The organism is Streptomyces sp. NPDC001732 (assembly GCF_053596315.1).
The window spans coordinates 24428-38428 of sequence record NZ_JBSFFY010000031.1; the positions used below are offsets into that span (position 1 = coordinate 24428).

Annotated in this window: 10 protein-coding genes; 2 read left to right on the forward strand and 8 right to left on the reverse strand. The window is 70.7% G+C overall.

Annotated features, from left to right (window positions below; translation table 11 throughout):
• Positions 1–31: 31 nt before the first annotated feature.
• From fxsT to fxsA, 4 genes are all read right to left on the reverse strand, one after another.
• Complete coding sequence (gene fxsT, locus ACWCXX_RS25535; RefSeq protein ID WP_451131020.1) at positions 32–3961, reverse strand: FxSxx-COOH system tetratricopeptide repeat protein; 3930 nt, start codon at positions 3959–3961, stop codon at positions 32–34.
• Positions 3945–5267, reverse strand: coding sequence for an FxsC protein (gene fsxC / locus ACWCXX_RS25540; protein ID WP_451131022.1), 1323 nt, complete (start codon positions 5265–5267; stop codon positions 3945–3947). Before fsxC ends, fxsT begins: the two co-directional genes overlap by 17 nt.
• Positions 5268–5511: 244 nt before the next feature.
• Positions 5512–7746, reverse strand: a complete 2235-nt coding sequence (gene fxsBH / locus ACWCXX_RS25545; RefSeq protein WP_451131024.1) for a radical SAM/SPASM protein FxsBH, inactivated beta-hydroxylase extension form — start codon at positions 7744–7746, stop codon at positions 5512–5514.
• A gap of 75 nt (positions 7747–7821) precedes the next feature.
• Positions 7822–7989, reverse strand: coding sequence for an FxSxx-COOH cyclophane-containing RiPP peptide (gene fxsA, locus ACWCXX_RS25550; protein WP_451131026.1), 168 nt, complete (start codon positions 7987–7989; stop codon positions 7822–7824).
• A gap of 226 nt (positions 7990–8215) precedes the next feature.
• Here fxsA and ACWCXX_RS25555 point away from each other — a divergent pair, with 226 nt between their 5' ends.
• On the forward strand, positions 8216–9142 hold the full coding sequence (locus ACWCXX_RS25555; RefSeq protein ID WP_451131028.1) for a DUF4231 domain-containing protein: 927 nt from the start codon (positions 8216–8218) through the stop codon (positions 9140–9142).
• 54 nt (positions 9143–9196) lie between these two features.
• On the opposite strand, the gene ACWCXX_RS25560 is transcribed toward ACWCXX_RS25555, so the two are convergent.
• From ACWCXX_RS25560 to ACWCXX_RS25575, 4 genes are all read right to left on the reverse strand, one after another.
• Entirely contained in the window at positions 9197–9676 is a 480-nt protein-coding gene (locus ACWCXX_RS25560; protein ID WP_451131030.1) for a hypothetical protein, read from the reverse strand.
• A 216-nt stretch (positions 9677–9892) separates the two neighbouring features.
• Positions 9893–10792, reverse strand: coding sequence for a S1 family peptidase (locus ACWCXX_RS25565; RefSeq protein WP_451131032.1), 900 nt, complete (start codon positions 10790–10792; stop codon positions 9893–9895).
• A gap of 250 nt (positions 10793–11042) precedes the next feature.
• Positions 11043–11858: a DUF1684 domain-containing protein gene (locus tag ACWCXX_RS25570; RefSeq protein ID WP_451131034.1), complete on the reverse strand. Its 816-nt coding sequence runs from the start codon at positions 11856–11858 to the stop codon at positions 11043–11045.
• Positions 11859–11988: 130 nt separating this feature from the next.
• The gene (locus ACWCXX_RS25575) at positions 11989–13218 is read right to left on the reverse strand and encodes a DUF5685 family protein (protein ID WP_451131036.1); all 1230 of its coding nucleotides are present in this window, start codon (positions 13216–13218) and stop codon (positions 11989–11991) included.
• Positions 13219–13525: 307 nt separating this feature from the next.
• Between ACWCXX_RS25575 and ACWCXX_RS25580 the strand changes: the two genes are divergently transcribed.
• A complete protein-coding gene (locus tag ACWCXX_RS25580; protein WP_451131038.1) occupies positions 13526–13966 on the forward strand; it encodes a cell division protein SepF in 441 nt (146 codons plus the stop codon).
• Positions 13967–14001 lie beyond the last annotated feature (35 nt).

Consider the following 14001-nt stretch of genomic DNA (forward strand, 5'->3'; position numbering starts at 1 on the left):
CGTCCGGCCGGGGCCGGACGCTCCCCCGCGCCTACACCGCCGTCGGTTCCAGCTCGCGCTCGAACCGGCGCTCGTCCCGGGCGATCCGGGTCATCGGGTGCTCGTCGCCGAGCTGCCGGGACAGCTCCTCGACCGTCTCGCTCCTCAGCCGCAGCGCCTCGTCCTTGCGGCCCAGCGCGTCGAGCGTGACCGCCATGTTCGACGTCATGGCCAGGGTCTCCGGGTGGTGTGCGCCCAGGACCCGGCGCAGCTGGCCGGACACCTTCTCCTCGGTCTCCAGCACCAGTTCGAGATCGCCTCTCTCCGCTGTCGCGTTGGCCAGGTTCATCACGCAGAACAGGGTGTTGGGATGCTCCGGCCCGTACACCTCGCGCATCGCGGCGACCGCCCGGGTCAGTACCCGCACCGCCTCCTCCGACGTGCCGACGCCCGACTGGTAGACCCCGAGGTTGTTCAGCGCGGCCAGGGTGTAGGGGTGCTTCTCCCCCGGCACCTTCATGTACTGGTCGACGACCTCCTGGGCGGTGTCCCTGGCCTCGGTCGTCTCGCCGGCCGCGTACAGGTCGGCCGCCATGTTGAGGTCGCAGGCCAGCGACTCCGGGTTGGCGGAGGTGTACTTGGCCCGGTACCTGCTCCGGGTGGCCACCGTCAGCCTGCGGGCGTCCTCCAGTCTGCCCGCGCGGCGCAGCGACACGGCCAGGCTCTTCGCCGCGCTCAGCGTGCCGGGGAAGGCCCGGCCCAGCGTGGCCTTGTAGCTGTCGTACGTGCGGCTGAGGATGCCGACCGAGTCCTCGTACCGCCCGACGTCCCGCAGGTCCCGGGCCAGGTTCATGGCCGAGGAGAGGCTGTAGGGGTGTTCCGCGCCGAGCACCTCGACGCGCCGGTCGAAGACGTCCTGGTCGATCTCGCGGGCCTTGGCGTACTGCCCGATGGAGCGCAGGGTGAACGCCAGGTTGTTGGCCGCCGCCAGGGTCCTCGGGTGCGATTCGTGGAAGATCTGGTTGAACCCCTCGGTGGCTTCGGTGGCCAGCTCGATCGCCCTGGTGTACTCGCCGAGCGTGCCCAGGTCCGTCGCCAGGCTGCTGGTGCTCATGTACGTGTGCGGGTGCTCCGGGCCGAGGACCTCGCGCTGGGTGGCCAGGGTGATCTCGTCGAGTTCCCTCGCCTCCACGTAACGGCCGCGCGAGCGGTAGATGTTGGAGAGGTGGAAGCAGAGGTAGAGGTACTGGATGTCCCGCTCCCCCAGCGTCTCCCGCCAGATCTCGCGCAGGTCCTCGCAGAGGGTGGTGGCGGTCCTGAAGTCACCTCGCTTCCAGAGGTAGCGGACCCGGTCGATCAGCAGCCTGCGGGCCTCGGGCTCCTTGCAGTTGCGCGCGTCGGACGGGCCGAGGTGCGGCCAGATGGTGGCGAACTGCGGCCAGGTCGACGGGTTGTCGATCGGCTCGTCGTCGTCGGGCCGGGCCCCCGCCAGGATGCGGTGCACGGCGTGCCGGGCGTCCTGCTGCTCCTGCTCGCTGAGCTGTGCCCGGATGACCGCCTGGACGAGCCGGTGCACCTGGATGGAGTTGGAGACCTGGTCGACCTTGGCGAGGGCGAACCGGCCGATCTCCCGGATGACCCGGCCCAGCACCAGCTTCTCCTGGAGCGAGGCGTCGTACGGCTTCAGCGCCTCGATCATCTCCTTGCTGTACAGGAGGTTCCCCGAGATGGGCTCGGGTGCGAAGAAGGCGCAGAGCTGGAGCAGCCGCACCGCGGCGGGCGAGCGCTCCTTGAGCCGTTGGATGGAGATGTTCCAGGTCGCGGCGACCGGCTCCGGGTAACCGGCCGGCTGGTTGAGTGCCAGGACCTCGGGGGCCTGCTGGGCCAGCTGCTCCAGATAGGTGTCGATCGGGGTGGCGGTCTCCGCGATCCAGGCCGCCGCCTGCTCGACGGCCAGCGGCAGGTCGCCGACGGCGGTGGCCACCTGGGCGGCGTCCTCGTCGCTCAGTCCGGGAGCCCGGCGCTGGAGGTGCTCGATGGACTCCTCGCGCAGGAAGACGTCGACGGGCAGCGCGTCGCCGTGCTGGGACCACGCCTGGTTGCGCGAGGTGACCAGGATGTGGCCGGACCCGCCCTGCGGGAAGTAGCGCCGGAGCCGTTCGGGATCGTCGGCGTTGTCGAAGACCAGTAGCCAGCGGTCCGAGGGCACACCGCGCCGCAGCAGGTCGACCGCCTCCTGGGAGGCCGCCGCCATGTCGTCACCGCCCTGGGCGCCCAGCCGGACGGCGAGCTCGGCCAGGGAGGCCACCACGTCGTCGGTCTGCTCCGACGATATCCACCAGACCAGGTCGTAGTCGGCCATGAAGCGGTGCACGTACTCCAGGGCGACCTGGGTCTTGCCGACGCCGCCCAGTCCGTACAGGGTCTGCGGCTGCGGCAGCACGACGGCCATGCCGCCGCCGAGCTGGTCGCGCATCCGCTCCAGGACCAGGGAGCGGCCGGTGAAGCCGGGGTTGCGCGGCGGCGCGTTCCAGATCCGGGGGACGGTGCCGGGGAAGCGCGGGCCGGGCGACACGGAGTCGGTGAGCTGCACGGGCCGGTCCAGGGCGCGCAGCAGGGCCGCGGTGGCGTGCACCTCGTCGAGCCGGAAGAGGTCGACGGGGTTGCGGTCGATGTAGGGCGCGGACAGGCGTACGTCGCCGACCCTGAGCGGCAGCAGATGGCGCCGGCCGCCGCCGGGGTCCTCCGCGACGGCCCGGTCCCAGAGGTTCACCGCGCGCTGGGACTTGAGATAGGCGCTGGAGAGCAGCACCACGGTGCGGGCCGCGTTCTCGGGGGTCGCCGGTTCCGGGATGTCCCGTTCGGCGGACACGTCGCGCGGGACGACGCGGAACCCGGCCCTGGTGAGCACGGACTCGATCCAGTCGGCCCACATCCGGTTCTCCGCCACGTAGCTGAGGAAGAGGTCGGCGGGCAGGGCCGGCCTGCGCCGGGTGAAGGCGTCCCGGATGCGCAGCCGCACCTCTTCGCCGACCGGCGGCATCGAGGTGATCTGCTGGTCGGTGATGACGGCGGTGAGCCGTTCGAAGGCGGAGAGCAGCGAGTTGGTGAGACCGGCCTCGTCGCCGAAGGTCGCGAGGGTCTCCTCGTACGCGTAGTAGGGGCGGTAGGGGATCTCCACCGCGCCCCAGTAGGCGGTGAGTTCGTCCCCGGACAGGTCGCGCGGCAGCCGGTCGAACTTCAGCCGGGCCAGGGCGCGTCCGGCGTCCGCCTTCTCCTTCTCGCCCTCGTCGATGCGCATCGGGACGGGGAAGATGGAAATGGGACGGCCGGTGTAGCGCTCGGAGATCTGCCGGGCCACGGAGGCGGCGCCGTCGATGGACTGGTCGCTGAGCGTGAAGCAGTCGACGAGGACGTCGGGGAGGTGGACGGTGCAGATGTCGGCGATGTCGCTGAGGCCGGTACGGCTGTCGATGAGGACGTAGTCGTAGTTGGCCTTCATGTCGTCGCGCAGGGCGTCGAAGAAGTGGCCGCCGCCGAGCCGGTCGTAGAAGTTGTCCCAGTCGAAGGTGGAGACGGTCGCGGAGTACTCGCGGTTCTGCCGTCCGGCGGACACGAAGTCGAGGGTGCCGCCCTGCGGGAACTCCCAGCCGAGCGCCTCGGGGGTGAGGGAGACGGCGTGCGGCTGGATGCGGGCGTAGTCCCGGTGCCAGTCGTCGGCGCGCTGGACGGGGCTGGTCGCGGCCCACGCGTACTCGGTGATCAGATCGATGACGCCGGTGGTGGCACCGAGGGTGGACGGGTCGAGGAAGGGGTGGAAGAACCGGTGGAGTCCCGGCGCCTCCAGGTCCCAGTCGACGGCCAGTACCCGTTTGCCGTTGGCGGCGAGTATCCAGGCGGTGTTGGCCAGGGCCATGGTGCGCCCGGTGCCGCCCTTGTACGAGTAGAAGGTGACGATGCGCCCGTCACGACCGGCCGTCATCCGTGTCCTCCGCATCCGTCGCAGGGTCGTGTGTCTCGGGGATGTAGTTCGTCTGTGCCATGGGCCCCAGCAGCCGGGTCCGTTCGCTGCGCCTGTCGCCGGTGGCGGGCGGATACACCGCCGCGTGTCTCAGGTACTGCTGGGCCGCCACCTCGACCACCTGCGGCAGGAGCTGCCCGAACGCCTCCATGCTGGGCACGCCCCTGGCCGCGGCGCGGCAGTAGGCGCGCCCCTGGCGCATCTTGGTCGGCATGGTCTGTTCGAGCTTCTCGGTCAGCTCGGCCTCGACCGCCATGCTCTGCTGGTCCTCGCGGCTCCACGGCACGACCATCGTGACCCAGGGCCGGTTCTCGGCGTCGAAGGCGGCGAGCCGCCTGCGCCGGTCCTCGTCCTGCAGGGCCCAGCGGTCGACGAGCAGGATCTCGGGCCTGCTGGGCCCCTGTTTGCCCTCCCCGTGCCCCACCTCCTCGTCGAAGGAGGAGATGGTGGCCTGGTAGTTGAGGGAGCGCACCAGGTCCTCGGCGACATAGGCCAACGGGCGGGCGGCGGCGGGGTGGTAGGGGTTCCAGTCCTGCGGGTTGTCGCCGTAGTAGTCGGCGATGCGCCCCGCGGGCAGGTCGTGCCGGGTGGGGGCGGCTATGGTCACCTGCATGGGGCGGGGGCCGCCGACCACGCTGTTCGGCGGGCCGAAGGCGCTGGGGGCCAGCCGGTAGTCGACCGGGCGGCCGGTGCCGATCCTTATGGTGTCGGCGACGTTGACGATGCGCTTGGCGAGCTCGTACACCGCGCGCTCGTACTCCTCGGCGAAGAGCCTGAGCTTGATGAGTCCGTACAGTCCGTCACTGACGTAACGGTCCCCGAAGTCGCGGTGGTTGAACTGTAACCGCTCGGCGGGGCCCGGGAGCTGGCTCGGCGGAACCGGCACCCAGAGCGCCGGGACGATCGCCTCGGCCGGCTGGTTGGAGCGGGCCCGGTGGTGGATGGCGCGCTGGGCGAAGGCGTACCACTCCTTGCCGCACATCTCACTGGCGAAGTAGCGCGGCGAGAACAGCGGAACGAACACCCGGCAGGTGGCGAGCACCTCGCCGAGCCGCTCCGACCAGCCCTCGCCGGATCGTATCTCCCGGTCGATGAACCCCGCGGGCGCGCCCGCGGGCAGATCCGTCATGGCCAGCACGTGGTCACAGAGATCCTTGAAGAGGCGTTCGACCCACATGTCGGGGTCCGTGCCACCGCCGTACCCCGGTGTGTGGGCGTAACTCAAGAAGAAGTACGGCCGATGGTCCGCCGCTCGCTGCTGCGTCATCGCGTGCACACGACCCCCGTCCTGTGTGAGCACCCGCACCCGAGACGTGAAGCGAATGCGAGCGAATTCATCATTCCGGAGCGGAGGTTGCTCCACCCCCATGGCGTTCGGTCATTCAACGCCGGTTTTCAGTCATACGTTCCCGGGTTCGGCCGATCATTTCCTTGATCGAATTCGGTCTGCGGTTCTTCCTCCCAGTTGTCCCCTGTGTGCCGACACCCCTGATCGAACCGGAATTCGACCCTCAGATCTCTTTTCGCATCAGATCCAGCAGCCGTTTCCCGCCGACGGTCGGCTCGGCGGCACCTTCCAGCGTGTCGAGGGCTTCCGGTACGCCCTCCAGACAGCGCGGCTCGAATGCGCCCAACGCCATCCGCTCATAGGTGTCGGCCAACAACCGGGAAAACGGAACTGGTTCTTCCTGCCAAGGCATTCGATGTTCCCAGGAGCCGTCCGCCGCGTAAAGATCCGTGACGTCGACAAGCGCCTGGAATTCCGCCCTCCGGAATCCCCGCAGCAGCGCGAACGCCAGTTCCTCTGCGCCGCCGTCCACGGAGATCCCCAGTGCGCCGTGTCCGTGCCGCCCCACGGCGGGCTCGGCCGGGTCCAGACCCGTGAGGGGCGTGAGGGTGGTGAGGCGGTCGGCCATCTCCGCGGCCCGTGCGGGGTCCTTCGCCCCGATCAGGGTCCAGGCGTCGAGGATCCTGGCCTCCAGGGCGGCGGCGGCCCGGTCGTCGAGGGGGTCCGCCACGGGCACGGGGAAGCACGCGCGGAACGGGTCGGCGTCGTCGAGCACCGGGCCGGTGGCCGCACCGGGGAGCGCGATCCGGCGCAACGGCCGCCAGCCCGGACCGGGTTCCTCCGGTCGTACGATCCGCCGCTCGGCCCCGCCGTCCTCGTCCGGCCGGACGAGGAAGCCGTCCTCGGTGGCCCGCACCACGGCCGTGCCGTGCTCCCCCGCGTCCGCGACGCGCAGCCCGCCCAGGCCGGGCAGGAAGAGCCCGCCGTCCGAGAGGTCCACCCGCACGGGCAGGTCGAGGCCGCCCCGCACGACGGCCGCCGCGAGGTACGCCGACAGCCGACGCGCCACCCGTACGGCGCCGGAGCGCTCGTGGACCGGCCCCAGCGCCCGGAGCAGCCAGCTGCGGGTGTACGGGAGGGCCAGCACCTCGTCCAGGGCGCGGGCGCCCTCCTCGGACGCCTCGACGGCGGCGGCGAGCTCCCATGCGGCCTCCCACTCCGCACCGCCGCGCCGGCCGATGTCGGCGTTCAGCCGGGCGAGCAGGGTGCGGGTGAGGTCCAGCTGGGCGGCGGCCAGCTCGGCGGGGCCGGTCACCGCGGGCGCGACGAGCTCCGCCGCCGTACGGGCCTCGACGCCGCGCACCAGGGCGGCAAGGTCGGTGCAGTACACCGAGGGGTTGTCGAACCCGCCGGTCGGCCCCTCGGAGCGGTACCTGTGGGTGTACAGGCCGCCTCCGCAGGTGCGCACCACGGGGCAGCGGCGGCAGGTCTCGCCGACCCCGGCCAGCCCGAGCTGGCGGGCCCGCACCCCGGGGTGGCCGGCCACCTCGTCGAGGGTGTGGGCGAAGACGTCGAACCCGGTGGCCGCGGCGCCCTCGTAGGCGCTCTTGAGCGAGTCGACCTGCTCCAGCCGGCCGTCGGTCTCGACGACGACGAGGTCCGTCGGGGCGAGCCCCAGGGACTCGGTGAGGCTGGGGCCGCCGCTCAGCGTGGACAGCACCGACGAGAAGAGCCGCACCGGCACCGGGCGCCCCTGCTCCTGCCAGCGGTCGAAGACCGCGAGGAGCCAGTCGGCGTAGGCGGTGGGCGAGCCGTTCGGACGCAGCGGCGGGTCGTCCCAGGTGGCGTGCGGGAGCAGGAAGTCGATGAGCGGCGGCTCGAGTTCGGTCAGCGCGTCGAGGACCGCGTGCGGGTCGTTGCGGATGTCGACGGTGCACAGGAGGCCGAGGTCGAGGTGGCGGTAGCGCTCCTGGTGGAGCAGTTCGACGGCCTTGAGGACCAGGGGGTGGCTGCTGCGGCCGTCGGCGTAGCGGCGGTGCCGGTCGTTGGCGGCCCGGTCGCCGTCGAGGGAGATACCGACCCGGACGCCGAATTCGTCGAAGAGGTCGAGGTAGCGGGGACTGAGCTGGAGCCCATTGGTGTGGATGCGGAGGTCGAGTTCCGCGACGCCGTCGAAGGCGGAGGTGAGTTCCTCGCAGACCCGTCGCAGTCGCGCGGGGCCCGCCAGCAGGGGCTCCCCTCCGTGCAGGATCACTGACACGGAGGGCAGTGCATGTGTCTTGGCATGCTCGGCCAAGCGTTGAGCAGTCCGGAAAATGACATCATCAGAGATGGTTCTGGGTTGGGTTTGCCAGCTCTGATCTGCATGTTCATAGACATAGCAATGGTCACAGGCAAGATCGCACCTGCTGTGAACCTTGAGAACGACTTCGCGGAAAGGGACCAGGGGTCCTGTCATTCCACCAGTCTAGCCAGCCCGAAGGGGTGCTCGGGGCTTTGGCTCAGGGCGCCGCGAGGCATGCGGCGCGTCGTTTCAGAGCGCCGAGTTGAAGGTCGACACCTTGGTGGGGCGACCGTTCGACGCGGCGTGCACACGGCCGACCTTCCGGGCAGCGGCGCTGCCGCGGACGTCGATCTCGGCGAGCGGCACCCGGCTCTTCTTCGCAACGGCGAAGGAGGGGGAGGATTCAGTGGTGTTCACGGCGGTCCTTGAGGGGATTTGTTCCGATGGAATGTTTCCAGACAGGAATACAGCAAGGGTATCTGCACCATTGCAGTGCCTGGCGGCACGACTTTACTCTCATGACCTCCGTTGGCAACTGAGGGCGTCCACTTGGGACAAGAGCGTTGCACAAGGTCTTCCAGGGCCGAACGGAACCACTGGCTCCGCCATTGAGGTGACGACAAAACTGCAGACGGGAGTGAACATGACGGCGCTTCCCGGGCCGCTTCAGAGCATGGTCTTCAGGAACGCCGACCTACCGGCGCTCTTTCACCATACGGACGAGATCGCCATCGCGAGCCAGCGGGAGGCCGTGAACACCACTCGCATTCAACTGATCCTGCTGGTCGTGGGTGCCGCACCGGCCGCGGTCCCGTGGCGCGCGACCCTGGGTGACACGTTTCAACTCGCCGACGCCGCAGGCGTGTTGGCCTACCTGGGTGTCCTGATCACGACGTACCTCGCCGCCCGGCGCAAAGCAAAGTCGCAATGGCAACTCAATCGCTCGGCGGCAGAGTTCATCAAGTCGATGTGCTGGCGCTACTCGGTGCACGGGGCGCCTTTCGACACCGGCACCCAGCACCCGGAGGCGGTGTTCGCCAATCGCCTCGAAGAAGGGCTCCAGGAGCTCCGGAAAGTGGGCTGGGCCGACCCCCGCGACCTGACGGCGGATTCCGGCGGGCTCATCACCGAGTCCATGCGCGAGTTGCGGGGGAAAGCATTCACCGTACGTAAAGAGACGTACGTGCGGGATCGACTTATTGAGCAGAGAAGTTGGTACCGCAGGCGTCAGGAAGTCTCGCGGCGGGCCACCCTCGTCTGGTCGACCACCATTGCCGTGCTGACTGCGCTCGCCCTGGTCTTCGCCCTGCTGAGGATGTTCTCCGTCACCCAGTCCTTCGCCCTGACGGGAGTGCTGTCGTCGGCGGCGGCCGCCTGTCTGGCGTGGAACGAGATGCGCAGGCACCACCCGCTGATCTCGGCGCACTCGCTGGTCGAACAGGACCTGGAGGCGATGCAGGTGGCGATGGAGACCACGCTGACCGAGCGTCAGTGGTCGCGGGCGGTCTTCGAGACCGAGCGCATCGTCTCCCCGCAGCACACCGACTGGCTCGCCCGGCACCAGATGTGACGGGCCGCCGGTGGGCGCGGACGGCCGCGCCCACCGGTCGGTTCCGTCCACCGGTCAGCCGCGCTCCACGCCCTCGCGCCAGATCACCGTGACGGGACGGCCCAGGCTGCGGGCGTACGTCACGATGTCGCCCGTGCCGCCGAGGCCGCGGGCGGGCCGGCCGTCCCACACCGCGAGCAGCCGGTCGCAGTGGTCGGCGATGTACGCGCCCGCGGCGTAGTACGCCTCGTCGGTGGAGTGCGGGTAGTCGAGCCGGACCTCCCGGACCGCCCGGTCCTTGAGGGCCCGGTAGCGGGCGAGTTCGGCGGCGTCGGCGAAGGAGGACTCGTAGTCGCCGCTGGGGATGACCACGGTCAGCTCCGCGCCGCGGGACAGGGCGATGTCGGCGAAGAGCTGGTCGGCCCCCACCGCCAGACTGGAGAAGGCCTCCAGGGAGCCCTCCAGATCACAGAGGGCCGCCCGCAGCCCGGCGAGCACATGGGCGTGGGCCTCCTGCGGAATGCTGCGATGACCGGTCACTCCGATGCGTTTCACGGACCTGGAACCCCCTGAGGTGTCTGCCGGGGGCCCGGCCCGGAGGGGGTCCCCCGGGCGGTACGGCATCCGCCCCCGTGTGCTCCTGCGTGACCGACCTGTACCCCACATCCTCTCAAAAGCCGCGGGGTGTGCGGGAGCCCCCGCCCAGCATTCGGGCAGGGGCTCCACTTCGGCCGACCGTGCGTCCGAGGGTCGGACCGGGGTGCCGGGACGTCAGTAGACGCTGACCCCGTACGCGCTGAGCGCCTCGGTGACCGGCTGGAAGTACGTCGTGCCGCCGTAGGTGCAGTCGCCGCTGCCGCCGGAGGTGAGGCCGATCGCCCTGGAGCCGGAGTAGAGCGGGCCGCCCGAGTCGCCGGGCTCCGCGCAGACGTTGGTCTTGATCATGCCGTAGACGATGTCGCCGCCGCCGTAGTTGACCGTGGCGTCGAGGCCCGTGACGGAGCCGCTGTGGATGCCGGTGGTGGAGCCGCGGCGGGTGACGGACATGCCGACCGTGGCGTTGGCCGCGCTGGTGATGTCGACGCTGCCGACGGTGCCCGGGTGGGCGACCGAGGTGTTGTCGTACCGGACCAGGCCGTAGTCGTTGGTCGGGAAGCTGGAGCCGACCGTCGGGCCGATCTTCGTCGTCTTGGCGGAGGTGGTGTACCAGGGCGGGTTGCCGTCGGTGCAGTGACCGGCGGTCAGGAAGTAGTAGGTGGTGCCGCTGCGGACGTTGAAGCCGAGGGAGCAGCGCCAGCTGGTGGCGTAGATGGCGTCGCCACCGGCGACCAGTTTGCTGAACTTCCCGGGGGTGCGTTCGATCTTCAGGGCGCCGGCGTTGACCCCGGCGGTCTTCTTGATGTGCGCGATCTCGGCCTGCGAGACCGTGCTGTCGGCGGTGACCACGACCTTGCCGGTCGCCGGGTCGACGTTCCAGGCGGTGCCCGCCACGTCGGCGCCGAGCACGGCGTCGCTCGCGGCGGAGAGCTGCTTCGCGCTGAAGGTGGTGACGGTGTCGGCCTGGGCGCTGGGGACGGCGAGTGCGGCGACGGCGACGAGGCCCGCGGCGACGGCTACGGCCCTGGTGCGTCTCGCGGTGCCGCTGAGGGGGGCGGTGCGCTTGATCCTCACTTTTCATTCCTCCAAAAGGAAATCGGGGGTCCGCCTGTGGGGTGGCGGGACCTGTGAGGCGCAGTCGTTCGCACGGCACGGACCCGCGGTGCGGACATGCCGTGTTCCTGACAAGCGCTGTCCCGGAAGTATTCAAGGCGCTCAACTTGTGGCGCAAGAGGGCCCCATGGCCTGAACCTGTCATGTCTCGCACGTGTACCCCGGCGCCACTCGGGGCACCGGGGTACCGCCCTGGGGAGGTGATGACTCGTCAGTCGTCGACGCGGTTGCGCTCCCCCGCCTCGACGGCGACGGAGAGGGTGTTGCCGGGCGGCGGGAAGGGGCAGATGAAGTGGTCCGCGAAGGCGCAGGGCGGCAGCAGCGCCCGGTTGAGGTCGACCGTCACACTGCCGTCATCGGCCGGGGCGGCGGGCCGCAGGAAGCGGAATCGGTAACTGCTCCTGCCGCTGGTGGCGTCGGCGAAGACGGCCCAGAGCGAGCCGTCGGCCTCGACCGCCACCTGCAGGGTGTGCTCCGTTCCGTCGATCTCGAAGGCGACCTCGCCGGCGAGTCCGAGCCCGCGCTCGACCCCGTCGGCGTTCTCGACCCGGACCGTGCGGGAGGTGCCGTAGGGGCGGAAGGTGCCCGACAGCACCCAGCGGGCGTCGTACGGGGTGGCCTCGATGGTCCGGAAGGCGCGCCGTGCGGCGGAGTCCGGATCGAAGTCCCGTACCGCCCACAGTCCTTCGCGGCTCAGCACGACCAGCCGCCGCCCGCCGTGCGCGACGCGGGAGCCGTCGATGGGTCCCCGGTCGGCGGTGAGGCGCACCCGGCCGGTGAAGGGCTCGCCGTCGACGGTCAGCCCGTCCTCGGCGGTGGCGTCGAGCACCACCGCGTCGCCGTCCTCCCGCCACTGCCCGGGAATCCCGGGGATGCGCCCCTCCGGGTGGTCGGAGAGCCAGTGGGTGCCGGTGAGGGAGAGGGGGCCGTACGGTTCGGCGACCGCGGCGGTGCGCTTCTCGTGCCAGTGCTTCCAGTCCTGCGCCGCCTGCTCGAAGCCGTGCGGCTGTTGTGCGTCCGTGCTCATGCGGTCAACCCTTCCACACCGGTTCGGCGAGCCCGAGGCCCGGCCGCAGTGCGGGCCCGGTGCGTTCCGGGCCGCCCGGCCCTCGCCGGGGTCACCGAGGGCGGCGAGGGCCACCAGACGGCGGGACGGTTCAGCAGTCGCAGCCGCAGTCACAGCTGCAGCAGTCGCCGCATTTGCTGCAACAGTCGCAGCAGTCACAGCAATCACTGCAGTTGCCGCAGTCGCACTGGTTGCAGAGCCCTTCGCGGCGCCGGCCGGTCCACGGATCCTCGAACGTCCCGCAGCACATCTGGCAGGTGCAGGCCATGCCCGCCCACACCAGGCAGCCCATGATCAGGCCGCGCCGGTCGCGCGGCGGCTCGGGCGGCTGCGCGGGCCCACCGGGGCCGCCCGGGTTCGTCGGCGCATACGGGTTGCCCGGCGGCGGCCCGAACGCCCCGGCCGGTCCGGCGTCCGGCGGAACCGTTCCGTCCAGGAGCACCGCGCCCGCCTGGTGCGAGCACGCCGTGGAGCCGAACGCCCGGTCCACCGACTGCTGCAGCTCGTGGGCCAGCAGCACGTGGGCCAGCTTGCCGTTGGTGAATTCGGCGTCGCGCAGGGCCAGTCGTACGCCGTGCAGCGCGTCGTCGCACAGCCGGCGCGCCTCGGCGCGCGAGGTGCCGGTCGCGGTGAGCGGGTTCCAGGCACCCGACGCGGCGTCGGCCTCCTGGTCCTCCACGGCGTCCAGCAGATGCGCCAGGCGTCCGAAGAGCCGACCCGCCTCGGCGAGCGGCTCCGCGTTCTGCGGCTTGCCCGCGAGCACCGCGGTGTGGGCGAAGGCCGCCGCGGTGGCGGTCTCGGTGGGCTCGGTGACGGTGAGCAGCGAGGTGCCGGGGCCGGCGGTCAGCTCGATGCCGGTCTGCCGGTCGACGGCGTCGACGAGCAGCGCCGTGTCGAAGCCGAGCTGCGCGCCGGTGCGTGCGCCGGCCCGGTCCCAGCCCGCCGCGACCCGGCGGGCCGCCGCGGCAACCGGGCGGCGCCTCAACAGGCCGTCCCCGTCGGCGACGTGGTCCCGGACCTTCGCCGAGGCCAGCACCAGCGAGACGGCGGCGGCCAGCCTGGCGCCCTCGCCGCGGGCGACCGGGGCGGTCCGCATGGCGCGCAGCGGGCAGGGACCCGCGGTACGGCGCCATCCGGTGGTGCGTTCCGCCTGAGCCTCCGTCAGGACGGAGACGATCAGCCCGTCATAGTTCGTAACGATCCGGGCGAATTGCCCGTGATCGGAGCGAAGTGCGAGACAGAGCCCGCAGAGATGGGCCATCCATTCGGTCCTGAGCCCCTCGGACAACCGGTGGGCACAGGGCCTGACGATTCCGAACACGACGATCCCCCGAGAGTTTTCCGCCTTCGCGCCGGGTCGTGCGACCGCGCGACGTGCATCGTACCGAGCACCCCGTTCACCCGTACGTCCCTCATGTCACCCGTACGGGCTGGGGCATCATATTTTCTTTCTTTCACTCCCTTTATACGGGAGGAACCCTGACGAAACGCCACATCTTCTGCATCAGTACCGTCACGAACGCTCTGCGCGCCGACTATCCACTTGGCGCACGATCCGCATCATGGACGACCATAGGGATACGAAAGAGATGCGGAACATCACGGAACCGCGGTGAGAGGAGGCGTCCATGGGATCGGTGCGCAAGGCAAGTGCCTGGCTGGGCCTCGTGGAGGACAACGACGAGCGGTACTACGACGACGAGTACACCGAGGGCCCCCAGACCGGGGCGGCCCAGGTCTGGGTGACCGACCCCCGGGTGCAGATCGCGTCCGAGGCGGCCGAGGAGACGGGCCGCCGGATCGCCACCGTCACCCCGGACAGCTTCCGGGACGCGCGGGCCATCGGCGAGCTCTTCCGGGACGGCGTTCCCGTGATCGTCAACCTCACGGCCATGGACCCCACCGACGCCAAGCGCGTCGTGGACTTCGCGGCCGGCCTCACCTTCGGCCTGCGCGGCTCGATCGAGCGTGTGGCCACCCGGGTCTTCCTGCTGACCCCGGCCGACACCCAGGTGGTCAGCGGCGAAGCCGTCGGCCGGCCGGCCGACGGCTTCTTCAACCAGAGCTGAGCAGGGCGCTCGCCGGGCCGCTCCCGCGCCCCTTC